Here is a 16,111-nt window from a genome sequence, read left to right as displayed (position 1 = left end):
TACACACATCATAGTATGGATAGAAATAGAGCATATCATGTACTTGCTATTATTCGGTTATCCGAGTATAATTATATTGATAATGTTTGAAGAAAGGACGGTTACGATATGGAATATATGTCTTGTCCCGAAGCAGCGGAAAAATGGGGTATTTCTGAACGGCGTGTGCAGATACTTTGTAAAGAAAATCGAATACCTGGTGTTTCAAAAATCGGTTATATGTGGTTGATACCCAAGAGCGCAGTAAAACCATTTGATAAAAGGATAAAAAGGAGTGTAGACAATGAATGAAAAAATTTTAGTTGTAGATGATGAAAAAGAGATAGCAGATTTACTTGAAGTTTATCTTAAAAACGATAATTATATAGTACACAAATATTACAATGGAATTGAAGCATTGGAATGTATTCAGAAAACGGAAATTGATTTGGCGATATTGGACGTTATGCTTCCTGATATAGACGGATTCCGTATTTGCCAAAAAATTAGAGAAAATTATTATTTCCCTGTTATTATGCTTACAGCTAAAATTGATGATGGCGATAAAATAATGGGGCTAACAATAGGTGCCGATGATTATATAACAAAACCTTTTAATCCCCTTGAAGTCATTGCAAGAGTGAAAACACAGTTAAGACGCTATCAGAAGTACAACAATCCAACAAAAAAGCAGTTTTTTCCAAAAAGTGAATATGACATTAGAGGATTGATTATCAATAAGGACACGCATAAATGCTTTTTGTTCGGAAAAGAAATATCTTTAACTCCTATCGAGTTTTCAATCCTTTGGTATTTATGTGAACATCAAGGCAAAGTTGTTTCAACTGAGGAACTATTTGAAAATATCTGGAAAGAAAAATATTTAGATAATAACAACACCGTAATGGCACATATAGGGCGGCTTAGAGAAAAATTAAATGAACCCGCCAAAAATCCAAAATTTATCAAAACAGTTTGGGGGGGAGGTTATGAAATTGAATAAAAATGAACAAAATTATCTGCTTACAATCCTGTTTAAAAGTTATATCTTACAGAGTGTAATTTGTTCGGGAATTATCTTAGTGTGTACGGTTTCGTTAGATATGGGACTTACTTGGGTACTGGATAGATATGTGGAACATTACTACCTGATATATAGGGGACTTTATGTTTATATGGTAGGGCTTATATTATGGGTAGTTTGCATTTTGTATTTGACTTATAAACTTTTGAAAAAGGTTGTTAATTATGTCTACGAGTTACAAGCTGCAACAGGAAAACTATTTGATAAATCAGTAGATTATATTGAACTCTCACCGGAACTAAGCGAAATTGCTATCAACATAAATCGCTTAAAGCAAGAAGCAGAAAACAATGCGCGACTTGCACAGGAAAATGAACAGCGCAAGAATGATTTGATTATGTACCTTGCACATGATTTGAAAACGCCGCTTTCTTCCGTCATTGGCTATCTAACACTACTGCATGATGATGAACAACAAATATCACAGGAGTTAAGAGAAAAGTATCTTTCTATTTCTCTTGATAAAGCAGAACGTCTTGAAGATTTGATAAACGAGTTTTTTGAAATCACACGATTTAACTTATCTAACATAACATTACAATACAGCAACATAAATTTGACCCGTTTATTAGAACAACTTATCTATGAATTTAAGCCCATATTAAAGGAAAAAAATTTGAAATGTACTCTCAATAGTACAAGCGACATTATGCTACATTGCGACGCAAACAAAATACAACGTGTGTTCGATAATCTCTTGCGTAATGCGGTAATTTACAGTTATACAGATACAGAAGTTGCAATAACCACAGAACTTCAAGAGAACACTATTGTAATTACTTTTGAAAATTTTGGGAATCCTATCGCAGAAGAAAAACTAAAACTAATATTTGAGCAGTTTTACCGAGTTGACACATCAAGAAATACTACAAGTGGTGGTGCCGGATTGGGACTTGCGATTGCGAAACATATTGTAGAACTACATAAGGGGACTATTGTTGCTCATAGTAAAGACGAGTGTATAAAATTTATAGTTACACTTCCACTTTCGTAGGAAAATCGTAAGAAATTCCGTAGCAAAAAAGAGGATTTTCTTGCGAACAATCATCAAAATTAAGGCTTTTATTTTGATATAATTATTGTATCAAGGTGAAAGCCTTTTATCTTTAAACGAAATATAATATACAATAACAAGGAGGTATGTTGGTGAAATACCAAAATCGAATTATGGCGTTACCTATGCTATGTATGATAATAATTGTGTTATCTGCCTGTTGTTTTGACGAGCAGAAAAATGAAACCAGTAACGTAAATCCAAAAGTACAATCCGTTGAAACGGTATCCGTTACTCGCGGTAATCTTACTCCAACGGTATCTGCTCACACAACTATTATTCCGGCTTTGGATTTTGTTTTATGTTCTTCTGTTGAGGGTACTTTTGAAGCCTGTTCCTCAGCCGGCAACAAAATTACTGAGGGTGGTGTGATTGGGAAAGTATCTGAAGAAGAAATAAAATCCCCAGTTGACGCAACGATTCTTTCTATTATCTCATCTAATGAGAGTGTTCCCAAAAATTATCCCTTAGCAACAGCTAAGTACACAGGTTTTGCTCTCAATATTGAAGCTGAAAATTTTTTGAAAATATTGCCGGAAAATGCAGCATTAAAAGCAAAGTTTCAAGTAGTTGATGGTGTGGGACCTACGGAAGCGATTGCAGTTGTAGTACCAGTATCAGAAAATGCAGAAAGCACATTGCAATGTTTAATTGGAAAAGATATTGATGTAAAACCCGGACAAAGTGCTACCGTTGTCATAACAGCCGAAACTAGAAAAGATGTGCTTTTGTTACCACTTTCAGTCATTGCGGGCAGACAAGGTAAGGGAATGGTAACCGTAATAAATGACGGAAAACAAATTCAAACAGAAGTTATGCTGGGTGCAACTGATGGTGCATATATAGAAATATTGTCGGGTGTAAATGAGGGCGATACAATTTCTTCTATTCCCCCAAACCTTGACCCAAGGAGTAAGGAGTAATTTGTAACATGGAAAAAACGAATGGAGGAAATTTAATTCAAATAAAAAACTTGGTAGCGACTGTTAATTTGAATAATGGTGATACCTTAGTAACTGTAAACAAAGCAAATATGGAACTAAAGCGAGGAAACAGCTATGCTATTGTAGGCAAATCGGGTTCAGGAAAAACAAGCCTTATATCAATTATAGGTTTACTCAACCACTCATATCAAGGCGAATTTCTTTATAATGGTATGTCTGTTTCCACTTTAACAGATAGCCAGCTATCTATGCTTCGAGCAAGTAATATCGGTTTTGTTTTTCAAAACTATTCTTTAATTAAACATTTAAGAGTTTGGGAAAATATTGAGCTTCCTTTACTTTATTCCAAAAAGAAAATGAATACAAGACAGCGGAAAGAAGCAATACGAAATCTTTTGCAAAGTGTTGGATTAGAAGGAAAAGAAAATGATTATCCATCTAATTTATCAGGAGGCGAACAACAAAGAGTGGCGATTGCCCGCGCACTTGCAGTATCGCCGGAAGCCATTTTATGTGATGAACCTACTGGTGCTTTAGATAAAAAAACCGGAAAACAAATTATGGACCTTTTACATCAAGTTGTGCTTAAAAATGGCATTATGCTTTTAATAGTAACTCATGACCTCGATATTGCAAAGACTTGTAATACAATTTTTGAAATGGACGGAGGGAGGCTTCAATGTGTTAAATATGATTCTTAAAGACCTTCGTATTTCTCCTCTAAGAAATATCTTAACAGGTATATCGATGTTTGTAGGAATTATTGCAATGATTAGTTCTGTCTTGGTGGGAACGCTTGGTAAAGAATATTTGATTTCTGTCAATGCACAGATGTATGGATGGAGTCCTACATATTCTTTTTCAATTACAGGATCAGATTTTCAAGATACCATTAAAATGGAGAATTTTTTTCGAGAAATTTACAATACTGATCATTTTGTGGCTGTTACCTTTTCCATGCTGGAAGAGATAACAGTTGCTCCAGTAGCGTCTGTCTCTTCTCTACAAGACATAAGTGACACTGTTTACAAAAAGACTGTACCCGTAGATGTTGTTTTTACTACAAGCACATATAACAAAATCTATAATTTGCCTATGTCATCAGGGGATTGGTTTGATTCTTCGGAAATAAATAAAACTCTGTGCATGGTAGTAAATAAAGCAGCACAGAATTATTTTGATACTTCATATGCTGTTGGAAATGTAGAAAGTAGTCTTTCATTAACACCATTTAATGTGGTAGGTACTGTGAATGACGGGACAGATATACCAACTGTATATCTTGACGCCCATTCAATAGAACTACTTGTTCCGAATATGTGGAAAGTAAAAAATGCAACTGTTCATTGGCATTCAGAAGCGGGAATTACCATGAGACAGATGTATTCGTCATTACATGACATTTTAGAAGATACAATAGGAGGAAATTTGGATATCATAGGGAAAAGTGATATTGGAGATACTTATAATTCCGTACTTTCTGTACTTCAATTAGGACTTTTGGTAACATCATTTTTATTGTTATTTGTTTCTGTATTAGGACAAATTAACATAGGGTTATCATCCTTGGAACAACGTACTCACGAATTACTAATTAGACGGGCGATTGGCGCTTCTCGTGCGAATATTGTTACTTTAGTGTTAGGCGCACAATTAACTATATCAGTGTTTGTTTGTATTGTTTCAATCCTGATATCCTTTTTCTTGGTTCAAGGCATGGGGTTATTTCTGCCTGTGGATTCTCCCGTAGCGGCACTGGAATATCCTATTCTTTCGGCAGTGGTAGCTGTTATAACATCCGTTGTTGTAGCGTTGCTTGGAGGACTATTGCCAGCGTTAAAAGCTGCAAAGCTTGAACCTGCATTGGCGCTTAGATAAAATAAATTTTATAAAATTGGAGGAAAAACATGAAAATATTATCTATGAAAACAACGATTTTTTTAGGAGCAATGCTTTCTTTATTGGTATGTCTGATGTTTACAGGTTGTTCAAATTCTGAAACAAATTCTACTTCAAGAGGACTCACGGATTTTGCACACATTGAAGAAGAATATCTTGCAACCATTGACAGTTTGAATTGGCCTGATGGCATTACACTTCCTGATAAACTGGAAGATGAAGATACAGGAGCTTCCTTTCAGGTTGGTTATGGAGAAACGAGAGCTTCTTATTTGTGGGAATATTCATGGATGAAAGAATGGCTTGATACTTATAATACAGATCCAGAGCGAGCCCAAAAAGCATTAGAAGAATTGGAAAAAGCCTTCGACATGCCATATATGGGAATAGACCGGTGTGATGACGCAACTCGTAATTATTTGCGCGAAAATATAGATAAAGCAAAATTAGGTGACCCCTCTGGATTTACAGAAAGTATAAGAGCAAATTATGCCAATTAGATTTACCTATTAAATCTGACTGATTACTGTCGGAGGTGCAATTTATGAAAAGAAAATACAAGAGAAGGACGTCTCGTTTCGGAATATTTTTTGTTTTCCTTACTGCTGTAACGATAGCAGGTGTATTTTTCATACCGTGGGCAATGAAACCTGACAATTTTCGCGATGAGAAGAATAAAATCAACTCTTGGCTGAATGGAATTTTCTTTCAAGATTTTTATAATGCAAAATCCCTCATATTAGTTGACCTTTCTAATGACAATATATTTATTTCAAAGCGAGAAAACGAGCAACAGCTTCCTGCCAGCTTAGCCAAATTATTTGTCATTGAATACGCAGCAACACTTGCGGATTTAGATAGTATTGTTCCTGCAAATTATGAAGCAATCCAATTAACTAAACCTGGTTCATCTGTTGCGAATATAGACGCGAAAAAATATTTTCTCCACAATTTGTTTGCTGCCATGTTGGTTCCATCTGGAAATGACGCTGCTTATGTAGTCGCGGATTATTGTGGTTCTATTCTTTCACCACAAGCTAAGAATAGTCAAGAACGTATTAATGTTTTTATGGAACATCTAAATAATTACTTACAAAATCAAGGGTATGAAAACACAATTTTATATGACCCAAGCGGATATGATGTCAATGCTCTCACTACCGTTTCAGACCTAAAATCAGTATCTACTCACCTTTTAGAGAAGCAATGGTTTAGAGATATTGTTTCAAAGAGTAATTATACAGCTACTTTACCTGACGGAAGTACGCAGACATGGAGGAATACTAATACTTTTCTTGACCAAACATCAGAATATTACAATGAAAATGTTAAAGGTATCAAGACAGGTTCCTTATCTAATGACTATAATTTAGTTGTTCTTTATCAACAACATGGAAAGGAATTTTTAATATGTAGTTTAGGCTCTCAATCGGATTCTTCAAGATATGATGATGTGAATTATATTCTTAAAACAATAGATGAATCTGACTATTTAACTAAATGATTTCATCTGCCGGACGACGGCAAAAGAAAAAAAGCCGTCGCAGAGCAGACACATTTTCACGCGCCTACTCTATTTCGGCGGCTTTGATTATCAGAGCCGCCGTTTCTTTTTATCCATCTAAATTCCAACGACGACCCTCTACCATGTAAAGGCATGGCGGCTTTAGGAGGTAGCCGCCATGCACTTATCAACTTATCGACACAAATCGACATTCCCCCAATTATCAAAAAAAGTCTATCCCCTGCAACGGGGTATTTCGGGCATAAAGATGAACAATCACATCATCTAAATACTTTTTATGTTTCCTTTGCGTCTGTCTGCGCCTTGCAGATGGGCGCATTTTGCATTTTACAGAACTTTTTTCAAAGAAATTTTTGCTTTCGTCCGGCGTTTGAAAAAGTCGTCTGTATTATCACGCGAAAAGGGGAGGTACTACCACCTTTCGACAGAAAGGAGGTGAGAACATGGAACCTAATCGCAGAGAATTTCAAAAGCAATGTGCCTTTCAAAGTTTCTGTAAACGGGTGCTGCACAACGAAGCGTGCAACGCCCACGACGAAATCCGGCGACGCAGGAAACGGGAAGTATCGTTTTGCGACCTTGCCTTGCATGAGGAACGGCAGCTTTACACCGTTGACAAGTATTTTCAAGACGAAGAAGCTGAACCGCGTTATCAAATGGCAGGAAAAGAGATAACCCCGAAACTGCTGCTTGAAGCAATCCGCACTTTGCCGGAGGAAAAAAGGACTGCTATCCTGCTGTACTATTTCGAGGGCATGACCGACGTGGAAATCGGAAAGATGTTCAATACGTCGCGCAGCACGATACAGTACAGACGGACAAGCTCTTTTGAACTGTTAAAGAAATATTTGGAGGGACACGCTGATGAATGGGAAGAATGGTAAACAATCCGACTACCCGGAAATCGCCCTTGTTCCCTATCCCGTCATTGTGGCGGCGAGCAAAGGCGACCCGGACGCTATGAAAATAGTCTTGCAGCATTTCAGCGGCTACATAGCGAGCCTGTCCATGCGGAAGCTCTACGACGAGCGCGGCAACGTCTACTATGGCGTTGACGAGGACATACGGGAACGGCTGCAAGCAAGACTGATGAGGGCTATCCTCACATTTCGGGCTGATGAATAGTTGAGCATGACCGTAAAACGTCTTGTAACCCCTTTTCCGTTTTACGGCAAGCAGAACAGCCATCTTGTTCTTTGAAAAAGAAAGCGGCGCAAGAGAACGGCGACGCAGTATAGGGCAAATCGGATACGTTCCTTTTGTGCCGAGCCATACGGCGGGTGCGCCATGACTTCCCTTTCGGGAACGAGCGAACAACACTACACCGCAAAGCAAGTCAGCAGCTTGCGGGCGACGACACACAAGAGGGATAATGATACTCCCTTACAGCCACAGTCCGAGCGTTAGAAGCGTCGCAGGCAATGGGTAGGGCTGCGTGAGAACCATGCAGGAGTGAAATTCTCGTGGAGCTATGCTAATAGCCGTTCGATTAAAGCCCCTTTTATTCAAAAACATACCTTTGAGCCATTTTGAAAGGGGGTATTCCTATGGCTAAAAAGGAAACTACAAACCATGCCGCCCCTGTTTTGCCTATGCTGAAAACAGTAGAGCAAATGAGCAAGGTTAGCGGTATTGGAGAAAATAAATTACGCGAGCTTATGGATAACGGCGAACTGGAATACGTTCAAAACGGAAACCGCCGCTTGATTGCCGATACCGCTATATGGGATTGGTACGAGCGAGCGAAAACCGCCGTAAAGCCCCCGGCAGAGCAAGGGGGTTAAGTTATGGCAATCTCAACAAGACAGGTAAAAAACAAACGCGACAGCAACGGCGTACTGACCGGACGACCCGGCACAGTCTACGACGTAAACATAAAGTACACCGCCCCGGACGGAAAAAAGAAGTCGTATGCAAAAAAGGGCTTTGCCACCAAAAAGGAAGCAGCACAGCATGAAGCGGAAATGAAAACGAAGCTCCAAAATCCGGGGCAAGTTGCTTCTATTACTTCACAGAGGAAACAGACTGTCGCTGCCTATCTCAATGACTGGGTGGAAAGCTATGCAAGAGTGAACTTGCGCCCCTCTACTTATGACGGGTATAAAAAGACGATTGCAAACTATATCAATCCGTATATCGGCGGCGTTACCCTCAATCAGCTTACCCCTGCTATGGTAGACAAGATGTTTCAGCAGATTATAGACAAAGGCTTGAAGCCGTCCACCGCAGCCGGGGCAAAACGTGTTTTGAGTGTGGCGTTGAGCCATGCCCGCAAATACCGCTATATCGAAACCAACGCGGCAAAAGATACCCTTACGAAGTTTGGGAAAGGCGACAAGACCCCTGACCCTTACACGCCGGAACAGGTGAAAGCCTTAATGCAGCGCGTCGAGGGTACTGTTTGGGAAATGCCTGTTATCTTGGGCGGGCTTTACGGTATGCGCCGTTCTGAAATCTTAGGCTTGCGTTGGCGCAATGTGGATTTGGAGAACAACACCTTTGATGTTACCGAGCAGCTACCTTTCAAGGTACCGCCAAAAACAAAAGTCATTGAAGAAATGGCACCGCCGAAATCCAACGGCAGAAAGCTACCCATTACGGAGCTTGCCCGCCCGTTCTTCCTCAAACAGCTTGCCATGCAGGAAGTACAGAAAGAACAGGCAGCAAAAGACGGAAAGCCTTACTATGACAATGACCTTGTTGTAGCAAAGCCGGACGGCGCACCTATCGCCGCGTCGTGGGTGTCCTCTCAATTTGGAAAGCTGCTTGAAGATTTGGATATGCCGCACATTCGTTTTCACGATTTACGACATACGGCAGCGACCAATATGCACCAACTGACAGGCGACTTCTATACGGTTGGCGAAGTCTTGGGGCATACGCTTGCGGGTATCGGCGCGTCGCTTGGGCTTTCCATGAACTTTGAAGCTGTTACCGCCCGTTATGTGGACGTGCGGCTTGAACGAAAAAAAGAAGTTTTGGACGCTTACCATAGCGCGGTGGAAAAAGCAGCCCCGGAGAAACCAAAGGAAGCCGAGCCGAAAAAAGGAAAACGGGCAGCAAAGAAAAAACACAGCGAAATAGACCTTTAACCGCTGTATCTCTTTACTGCTCTTTACAACCTTTTATATGCCCGCGTGGAATTTGGGCACCATTTGGGCACCATTTACGGAAAAAGCACCATGAAAACAGAGGGTAAAAGAAACGCCGACAACTCACAAAAACGTAGTGTTCATGCGGGTTTTCGGCGTTTTCCTATCCCTTAACGGGCTTCTATTCATCTTGTGCGAGAGAGAAAAATTCTACTATTTTTTATATATTGTAGGAATGGATGCAAGAAAGAATGTGGAATTTTCCAATGCGACGGCGATGTGCCTGAAATATCCTTATGTACAATATATTTGTAAGCTGGAAAGACTACGTGCAGCGATGTTGTTGTCAGAAAAGCAAAAAATGAGTCTGCGCTGGGATGAAAAAGTAACAGGGGAGAAAAATCTGGAATTATATCAGGAATTGACAACGAAACATTTGCATGCAATCTATGCGGATCATCCAAAATGTATAGGAACATGTCTGGAAAATGGAGAAAGCTCTTTTAAACTTCTTGGCATAGAACAACAAGTGATGCTTTTATGTGATATTGTTGAGTATACCTCTTTTCAAAAAGGAACATTTTCGCTGCAGGCAATCGGCGGCCAAAAAGAAGTAGGAAGAATACGAATCTCCGGAAATATGACAGATGCAACAGAATTGAAACTGATCCATTATTCGATTACCGGAATGTATAAAAAAGAAGAGGATTTACTGCATATGTAAGAATGGGGGGAATGTTTATGAGCTGGCGGACAGTGGTAATATCCAGTACGGCAAAGCTGGATTATCAGATGGATTATTTGGTGATTCGTAAAGATGATGTGACTAAGATTCATCTTTCAGAAATTGAGAACTTAATGGTTGAATCAACAGCAGTTTCACTGACCGCCGCTCTTTTGTGTGAACTGACAAAGAAAAAGATAAAAGTAGTCTTTTGTGATGAAAAAAGAAATCCATCTTCTGAATTGATTGGTTATTACGGCGCTCACGATACGTCGCTGAAGGTCAGAAATCAGATTGCCTGGTCGGAGGATATCAAGAAACACGTATGGACAGAAATCGTAACGGAGAAGATACGAAAGCAGGCACAGCATCTGAAAATATGGGAACGGAAGGAAGCGGATCAGCTTTACGGCTATATCAGTGAAATCGAATTTGGGGATGCCACGAACCGGGAGGGACATGCAGCAAAAGTGTACTTCAATGCCCTGTTCGGAATGGATTTTACCAGAAGTGCGGAGAATGTTACCAATGTAGCTTTGAATTACGGATATTCGTTATTATTGTCTGCGTTTAATCGTTGTGTGGTGGCAAATGGTTATATCACACAGCTTGGTTTGTTTCACGATAATGTATTTAACCAGTTTAATCTGGCATGTGATCTGATGGAGCCATTTCGTCCATTTGTAGATCTGAAAGTAAAAAGGATGGCATTTCCATTCTTTGAAAAAGAAGAGAAACATGAGATGATCTCATTGCTGAAGGAAGAAGTGACTATAGCTAACCGAAACGAATACTTGACAAACGCAATCAGAATCTACACCAAGAGTGTTTTTGACGCATTAAACGATAATGATATATCACAGATAAAATTTTATAAAACAAATGAGTTATAGATATATGAGAGTAATGGTATTTTTTGACCTGCCGGTGATTACCAGTGCAAACAGGAAAGATTACAGGGAATTTCATAAATATTTGCTAAAAACCGGATTTTTGATGATGCAGGAGTCTGTATATTGTAAACTTGCGCAAAATTCCACGATGGCGGATGCGATTGTGGAAAATATAAGAAAAAATAAGCCGGCAGATGGACTGGTGCAGGTGTTGAAGATAACAGAAAAGCAATTTGGAAAGATGGAATTTATCATCGGTACGAAAAAGAGTGAGATCCTGGATACAGATGAAAGGGTGGTAATCCTTTGAGACTTGTGAATACCAGATTAGGGATGGAAATAGAACTATATGAAAATCAGGTTCTGAATCTGACCATCGAGACACCGGAACGATTTGCAGAAGTTGTATACAATGTTAGTAAACAGGTAGAAGGGGAAGAAGGAGACTTTATTCTTTCAGATATTGAAAAGGAACTCTCTCTGGAGAGAAAAGCAATCATGGTCAGCAATCCTCTGATGGTTAATTGTAATGAGAAAAAATTTTATCCAAACTTTATAAGAATCTGTCAGAGACAATCTCAGAAGATTACGCAGAAGAATTTGCAAGCGTGAATCAACAGATTTTATGCTTTATGGATAAGATTGTGAATACTTCTGCATATAATCTCACATTTGATATTGATTTTCCGGCAGCAGGGCTGATAAAATATTGTAATGTACATGTGGATTCCTGTTATCATAGTCTTGCAGAAAAATTTATAGATTATCTGAGAGCTATGAAAACAATCTGCAATACAGACATTGTGTTTGTGCTGAATCTAAAGCAATATTTCGGTATAGAGGATCTGAGAGAAATTTATAAACATTGTTTTTACACGAAAACTTGTCTGGTCAATTTGGAAGGAATAAAAACCAACCCAATCGAAGGTGACAGATATATAATCGTGGATAAGGATCTTTGTGTACTGGACCTGTCGTATTAACAGCTATCTGTCGAAAGATAGTAATGACTCGGTGAGAATCGGATTTGAGGTTTGAGAGTCTTGTTAATACGGAAGGAATTTAAACGATTCCAACGTCAAGGGTTATCGTGCAGCAGTTTGAGAGTCTTGTTAATACGGAAGGAATTTAAACAACAGAATAATAATGGTATCCTGTGGGTATGTTTGAGAGTCTTGTTAATACGGAAGGAATTTAAACCGTAACGGTGGTTTCGGATCAACTGACAAGGTTTGAGAGTCTTGTTAATACGGAAGGAATTTAAACCTCACCCGTCAAGAAGCTGAGAAGAAGTTGGTTTGAGAGTCTTGTTAATACGGAAGGAATTTAAACGCCCCTGCATGCTGTTTAACAGTCCGTCCAGTTTGAGAGTCTTGTTAATACGGAAGGAATTTAAACAGTCCAATAGAGGATCAGTAGACTGGCGCTGTTTGAGAGTCTTGTTAATACGGAAGGAATTTAAACTTTCGTCGTCGTTTGTCAGCCCTTGCGGGCGTTTGAGAGTCTTGTTAATACGGAAGGAATTACGCTAAAAACCAGCATAAAATATCAAAAAGAGTATGACAGAGATACAGAGCAGGAAATCCTGGCATTATTAGAAAAAAGCAGCAATGCAAAAGACTTTTCCTGGGAATCCAAAATTGAAGAGGTGGATGAAATTCAAAAGGACCGCGTTTATATCAATGATGTAAGGCTGCGGTCCTTTTGTTATATTATTTCAGAAACAGGTGTATCAGTTTGTCGTAAATCCGTCTGTAAGGCTGATATCTCATCGGCAGGTCGATCCATGTCTTTTTGTCTACAATGCTCTTGTAATGGGAAAAGGTTTCGAAGCCTTTCTGACCGTGATAGCCTCCCATACCGCTTTCCCCGAAACCGCCGAATGGCATTTCGCTGGTGGCGAGGTGAATGATCACATCATTGATACAGCCACCGCCGAAGCCACATTCAGAGGTGACTTTTTCGCAGATGGCTTTGTCCTGGGCAAAAATGTAAAAAGCCAGAGGATGTGCCATGGAATTTACATTTCGGATTACTTCATCTATGGAATTAAAGGTAAGGACAGGCATTACCGGACCGAAAATTTCTTCCTGCATTACGGCATCTTCGAAGGTTACCTGGTCCATGACTGTAGGCTCGATCTGTAAAGTCTCCGGACAGGCATTGCCGCCACAGACAACCTTGGCAGGATCGATCAGGTTCAAAATGCGGTTGAAATGCTTTTCGTTGATGATCTTTCCGTAATTTTTGTTATCCAGAGGCGACTTACCAAATTGCTTACGAAGCTGTTTCTGAATCTGCTTCAGAAGCTCATCCTTCACTTCTCTGTGGCAGTAAATGTAGTCAGGGGCTACGCAGGTTTGTCCACAATTCAGATATTTTCCAAATACAATACGTTTGGCGGCAAGCTTGATATTTGCAGATTTATCTACAATGCAGGGGCTTTTTCCCCCAAGCTCCAGGGTAACAGGAGTGAGGTGCTCGCTGGCATGGCGCATAACCTCTTTTCCCACAGCCTGGCTGCCGGTGAAAAAGATGTAGTCAAAGTGCTCCTGGAGAAGGCAGGAGTTTTCCTGGCGTCCACCCATAACAACGGCTACATATTCTTCCGGAAAACATTCGCGGACGATTTCGCAGATGATATTGCTGGTGGCAGGAGAATAGGCGCTGGGTTTTAATACTGCAGTGTTTCCGGCGGCGATGGCGTCTACCAGTGGATCAAAGGTGAGAAGGAAGGGATAGTTCCATGGACTCATGATCAGGGTGACACCGTATGGGGACGGCTTCATGTAACTTCTGGAATGAAACTGGGCAAGTGGTGTGTGCACTGTTTTTTCTTTGGAAAGAGAGCGGATGTGCTTCAGCATATAGGTAATCTCACTGAGAACGAGACCGGATTCGCACATATAGCTCTCGAAGCTGCTTTTTCCAAGGTCTGACTTCAGGGCAGCATTGATCTGCTCCTGGTGGGACTGGATGGAGGTTTGCAGCTTTTTCAGGGCAGTGATGCGAAAGTCAATATTTAAGGTAGCACCTGTATAAAAATAGTTCCGCTGCTTGCGGATGATTTCCTGGATTGCTTCCTGGGTCATGGGAAAGTCCTTTCTGAGTATTTATAATTTATTTGATGATACCAGTGTCAAAAGGTCAAAAAGCTGTTCGTGCTTGCACGATAAGGCTTTTGAGTTTGGGACACGCCAAATATGAGAAAGTAGCGATTTACGCAGTAAATCAGCGGATTTCGAATATTTGGAGGATTGCGGGAGCAGCGTAGCTGCGTAGCAATCCGGGTATCAAATGAGTGTCAAAAGACCTTTTGACACTCATTTAAATTGAGATTAATTCATGTAATGTTATAAAGGTGACAATATGGCATTTTACCAGCTTTTTATTGCACTGTGTTTTCTTTAGCCGGTATCAGCATATAATAAAATTTCTCCAGCTCCTGTGCATCCATCAGTACCGGTACCGGATACAGCGGATTCGCCTCTTTGTCCGCATAATGGGATAGCTTCGGAATGTCTTCTTCTTGGATTTCCGGGATGGTATCGCCGATTCCGAAGCGGGCCTTCATGTCTTTGACCGCCTGGATAAAGTTTAATGCGGCTTCTTCTTCCGGTGTTTCTTTGGAGGCAACACCGGCGGCAACAGCAAGGGCTGCCAGCTTCTTATAAATCGTTTTTCCGTAAGCTTCCAGAACATAAGGGAGAAGTACAGCGTTGGCAAGTCCATGTGGAACATTGTATTGTCCTCCCAGAGAATGGGCAACTGCATGTACATAGCCTACATAGGATTTTGTAAAAGCGCAGCCAGCGAAATAAGAGGCGCGGAGCATATTCCGGCGCGCTTCTTTATTGCTTCCGTCGGTGTAAGCAGTGTCCAGATTTTCGAAAATCAGCTGCACTGCATCCCGGGCATTTTTACGAGTGCCTGGTGTAGTGGAATTACCAATATAAGCTTCCACTGCGTGGGTGAGTGCGTCCATACCTGTAGTAGCGGTGATGAATGGTGGAAGGCTTAATGTGACCTTGGGGTCAAGCACAGCGTATCGGGGAATCAGCGGGAAGTCATTGATGGCATATTTATGCCGGGTTTCGGCGTCCACAATTACCGCTGCCAGTGTAGTTTCGCTTCCGGTTCCTGCAGTGGTTGGAACGGCGATAAGAAGTGGAAGCTTTTTGTGCACTTTCAGGATTCCTTTCATCTTTGCAAGAGACTGATGAGGTTTGGCGACTCTGGCACCTACTGCCTTGGCGCAGTCCATACTGGAGCCTCCGCCGAAGCCTATAATGGCCTGACAGTTATTTTCATGATAAAGTTCAAGTGCCTCAGCCACATTCACAGTGGTAGGATTTGCTACTGTTTTGTCATAAAGGATATAGGGAATGCTGCTGTCTGTCAACACTTTTTCAAGGCGGTCTGTAAGACCAAGCTTATGGATTCCTGCATCTGTAATAATCAGCACATTTTTACATTTTTTCTTTTTCAGCACATCGGGAACGGCTTTCAGACTGCTGATGATCTCAGGATTTCGGTATGGCAGGAATGGAAGGGCAAATTTGAATACATTCTGAAAAATCCGACAGTATATTTTTTTTAAGGGATTCATATGGAAGTTCTCACTTTCTGTTGATACACGCTCTAAAATATAACGTTGTATCAATCGGTTCTATTGTGTAATTGTTCAGTACCTTCACAGCTACATGCTTTGTGGAATAATTACTTTATTATTGTACTTTTTTTATCACGTATGAATTATACCATGTTATCAAATATTGTAAAGATAAAACAATTTTATTATAAAACAAATTTTGGCGTTCATAGCATAACACGCTCTGGTGATTTATTGAAAATAATGAAATAAACACCTGTGTCTCGACTGGCGCCTTCTGTTGTGATATACTGAAACAAGAGATT

Annotated in this window: 17 protein-coding genes, 1 pseudogene and 1 CRISPR repeat array; of the genes and pseudogenes, 16 read left to right on the top strand and 2 right to left on the bottom strand. The window is 40.2% G+C overall.

Annotated features, from left to right (window positions below; all coding sequences use genetic code 11):
* Window positions 1–108: 108 nt before the first annotated feature.
* The 16 genes and pseudogenes from ACESTK_RS04680 to csn2 all read left to right on the top strand — a co-directional run bounded on the left by ACESTK_RS04680 (window position 109) and on the right by csn2 (window position 12,177).
* The gene (locus ACESTK_RS04680; protein WP_005422953.1) at window positions 109–291 is read left to right on the top strand and encodes a helix-turn-helix domain-containing protein; all 183 of its coding nucleotides are present in this window, start codon (window positions 109–111) and stop codon (window positions 289–291) included.
* Window positions 284–982 carry a VanR-ABDEGLN family response regulator transcription factor gene (gene vanR / locus ACESTK_RS04675; protein ID WP_373118907.1) on the top strand — a complete coding sequence of 233 codons (699 nt, stop codon included), beginning with the start codon at window positions 284–286 and terminating at the stop codon, window positions 980–982. Before ACESTK_RS04680 ends, vanR begins: the two co-directional genes overlap by 8 nt.
* Entirely contained in the window at window positions 969–2,057 is a 1,089-nt protein-coding gene (locus ACESTK_RS04670; protein ID WP_005422949.1) for a sensor histidine kinase KdpD, read from the top strand. Before vanR ends, ACESTK_RS04670 begins: the two co-directional genes overlap by 14 nt.
* A 152-nt stretch (window positions 2,058–2,209) precedes the next feature.
* Complete coding sequence (locus tag ACESTK_RS04665; protein ID WP_233435094.1) at window positions 2,210–3,040, top strand: hypothetical protein; 831 nt, start codon at window positions 2,210–2,212, stop codon at window positions 3,038–3,040.
* A gap of 8 nt (window positions 3,041–3,048) precedes the next feature.
* Window positions 3,049–3,762, top strand: a complete 714-nt coding sequence (locus tag ACESTK_RS04660) for an ABC transporter ATP-binding protein (protein ID WP_005422944.1) — start codon at window positions 3,049–3,051, stop codon at window positions 3,760–3,762.
* Entirely contained in the window at window positions 3,752–4,939 is a 1,188-nt protein-coding gene (locus ACESTK_RS04655) for an ABC transporter permease (protein ID WP_005422943.1), read from the top strand. The genes ACESTK_RS04660 and ACESTK_RS04655 overlap by 11 nt, the downstream gene beginning before the upstream one ends.
* A 29-nt stretch (window positions 4,940–4,968) precedes the next feature.
* Entirely contained in the window at window positions 4,969–5,460 is a 492-nt protein-coding gene (locus ACESTK_RS04650) for a hypothetical protein (protein WP_373118904.1), read from the top strand.
* Between the two features lie 44 nt (window positions 5,461–5,504).
* Window positions 5,505–6,464, top strand: coding sequence for a D-alanyl-D-alanine carboxypeptidase family protein (locus ACESTK_RS04645; protein ID WP_373118901.1), 960 nt, complete (start codon window positions 5,505–5,507; stop codon window positions 6,462–6,464).
* A 464-nt stretch (window positions 6,465–6,928) separates the two neighbouring features.
* On the top strand, window positions 6,929–7,369 hold the full coding sequence (locus ACESTK_RS04640) for an RNA polymerase sigma factor (protein ID WP_065532039.1): 441 nt from the start codon (window positions 6,929–6,931) through the stop codon (window positions 7,367–7,369).
* Window positions 7,350–7,610 carry a helix-turn-helix domain-containing protein gene (locus ACESTK_RS04635; RefSeq protein ID WP_022263773.1) on the top strand — a complete coding sequence of 87 codons (261 nt, stop codon included), beginning with the start codon at window positions 7,350–7,352 and terminating at the stop codon, window positions 7,608–7,610. Before ACESTK_RS04640 ends, ACESTK_RS04635 begins: the two co-directional genes overlap by 20 nt.
* A 422-nt stretch (window positions 7,611–8,032) precedes the next feature.
* Entirely contained in the window at window positions 8,033–8,269 is a 237-nt protein-coding gene (locus ACESTK_RS04630; protein WP_065532041.1) for a helix-turn-helix domain-containing protein, read from the top strand.
* Window positions 8,270–8,272: 3 nt separating this feature from the next.
* Complete coding sequence (locus tag ACESTK_RS04625; RefSeq protein ID WP_117613365.1) at window positions 8,273–9,577, top strand: tyrosine-type recombinase/integrase; 1,305 nt, start codon at window positions 8,273–8,275, stop codon at window positions 9,575–9,577.
* 142 nt (window positions 9,578–9,719) lie between these two features.
* Window positions 9,720–10,301, top strand: coding sequence for a Cas9 endonuclease PAM-interacting domain-containing protein (locus tag ACESTK_RS04620; protein WP_373118896.1), 582 nt, complete (start codon window positions 9,720–9,722; stop codon window positions 10,299–10,301).
* Between the two features lie 17 nt (window positions 10,302–10,318).
* Window positions 10,319–11,194, top strand: coding sequence for a type II CRISPR-associated endonuclease Cas1 (gene cas1, locus ACESTK_RS04615; protein WP_226837029.1), 876 nt, complete (start codon window positions 10,319–10,321; stop codon window positions 11,192–11,194).
* Between the two features lie 4 nt (window positions 11,195–11,198).
* Complete coding sequence (gene cas2, locus ACESTK_RS04610; protein WP_226837031.1) at window positions 11,199–11,504, top strand: CRISPR-associated endonuclease Cas2; 306 nt, start codon at window positions 11,199–11,201, stop codon at window positions 11,502–11,504.
* A gap of 23 nt (window positions 11,505–11,527) precedes the next feature.
* Window positions 11,528–12,177 (top strand): annotated as a pseudogene (gene csn2 / locus ACESTK_RS04605) (type II-A CRISPR-associated protein Csn2).
* Window positions 12,178–12,226: 49 nt separating this feature from the next.
* Window positions 12,227–12,724: a CRISPR direct-repeat array (repeat unit 36 nt; unit sequence GTTTGAGAGTCTTGTTAATACGGAAGGAATTTAAAC).
* A 182-nt stretch (window positions 12,725–12,906) separates the two neighbouring features.
* Here the strand turns inward: csn2 and ACESTK_RS04600 are convergent.
* On the bottom strand, window positions 12,907–14,286 hold the full coding sequence (locus ACESTK_RS04600; protein WP_226837032.1) for an aldehyde dehydrogenase: 1,380 nt from the start codon (window positions 14,284–14,286) through the stop codon (window positions 12,907–12,909).
* 296 nt (window positions 14,287–14,582) lie between these two features.
* Entirely contained in the window at window positions 14,583–15,803 is a 1,221-nt protein-coding gene (locus ACESTK_RS04595; protein ID WP_195699072.1) for an iron-containing alcohol dehydrogenase, read from the bottom strand.
* Window positions 15,804–16,111 lie beyond the last annotated feature (308 nt).

The organism is Ruminococcus sp. Marseille-P328 (assembly GCF_964249465.1).
In the GTDB taxonomy this organism is placed as follows: domain Bacteria; phylum Bacillota; class Clostridia; order Lachnospirales; family Lachnospiraceae; genus Blautia_A; species Blautia_A faecis.
Note: the sequence above shows the minus strand (reverse complement) of the source record. Positions and strands in the feature narration are given on the sequence as shown.

Bases quoted from the DNA above. Each gene is read 5' to 3' on its own strand.
- ACESTK_RS04680 (WP_005422953.1), top strand. From the start codon at position 109: ATGGAATATATGTCTTGTCCCGAAGCAGCGGAAAAATGGGGTATTTCT.
- vanR (WP_373118907.1), top strand. From the start codon at position 284: ATGAATGAAAAAATTTTAGTTGTAGATGATGAAAAAGAGATAGCAGAT.
- ACESTK_RS04670 (WP_005422949.1), top strand. From the start codon at position 969: ATGAAATTGAATAAAAATGAACAAAATTATCTGCTTACAATCCTGTTT.
- ACESTK_RS04660 (WP_005422944.1), top strand. From the start codon at position 3,049: ATGGAAAAAACGAATGGAGGAAATTTAATTCAAATAAAAAACTTGGTA.
- ACESTK_RS04655 (WP_005422943.1), top strand. From the start codon at position 3,752: ATGATTCTTAAAGACCTTCGTATTTCTCCTCTAAGAAATATCTTAACA.
- ACESTK_RS04650 (WP_373118904.1), top strand. From the start codon at position 4,969: ATGAAAATATTATCTATGAAAACAACGATTTTTTTAGGAGCAATGCTT.
- ACESTK_RS04645 (WP_373118901.1), top strand. From the start codon at position 5,505: ATGAAAAGAAAATACAAGAGAAGGACGTCTCGTTTCGGAATATTTTTT.
- ACESTK_RS04640 (WP_065532039.1), top strand. From the start codon at position 6,929: ATGGAACCTAATCGCAGAGAATTTCAAAAGCAATGTGCCTTTCAAAGT.
- ACESTK_RS04635 (WP_022263773.1), top strand. From the start codon at position 7,350: ATGAATGGGAAGAATGGTAAACAATCCGACTACCCGGAAATCGCCCTT.
- ACESTK_RS04630 (WP_065532041.1), top strand. From the start codon at position 8,033: ATGGCTAAAAAGGAAACTACAAACCATGCCGCCCCTGTTTTGCCTATG.
- ACESTK_RS04625 (WP_117613365.1), top strand. From the start codon at position 8,273: ATGGCAATCTCAACAAGACAGGTAAAAAACAAACGCGACAGCAACGGC.
- ACESTK_RS04620 (WP_373118896.1), top strand. From the start codon at position 9,720: ATGCGGGTTTTCGGCGTTTTCCTATCCCTTAACGGGCTTCTATTCATC.
- cas1 (WP_226837029.1), top strand. From the start codon at position 10,319: ATGAGCTGGCGGACAGTGGTAATATCCAGTACGGCAAAGCTGGATTAT.
- cas2 (WP_226837031.1), top strand. From the start codon at position 11,199: ATGAGAGTAATGGTATTTTTTGACCTGCCGGTGATTACCAGTGCAAAC.
- ACESTK_RS04600 (WP_226837032.1), bottom strand. From the start codon at position 14,286: ATGACCCAGGAAGCAATCCAGGAAATCATCCGCAAGCAGCGGAACTAT.
- ACESTK_RS04595 (WP_195699072.1), bottom strand. From the start codon at position 15,803: ATGAATCCCTTAAAAAAAATATACTGTCGGATTTTTCAGAATGTATTC.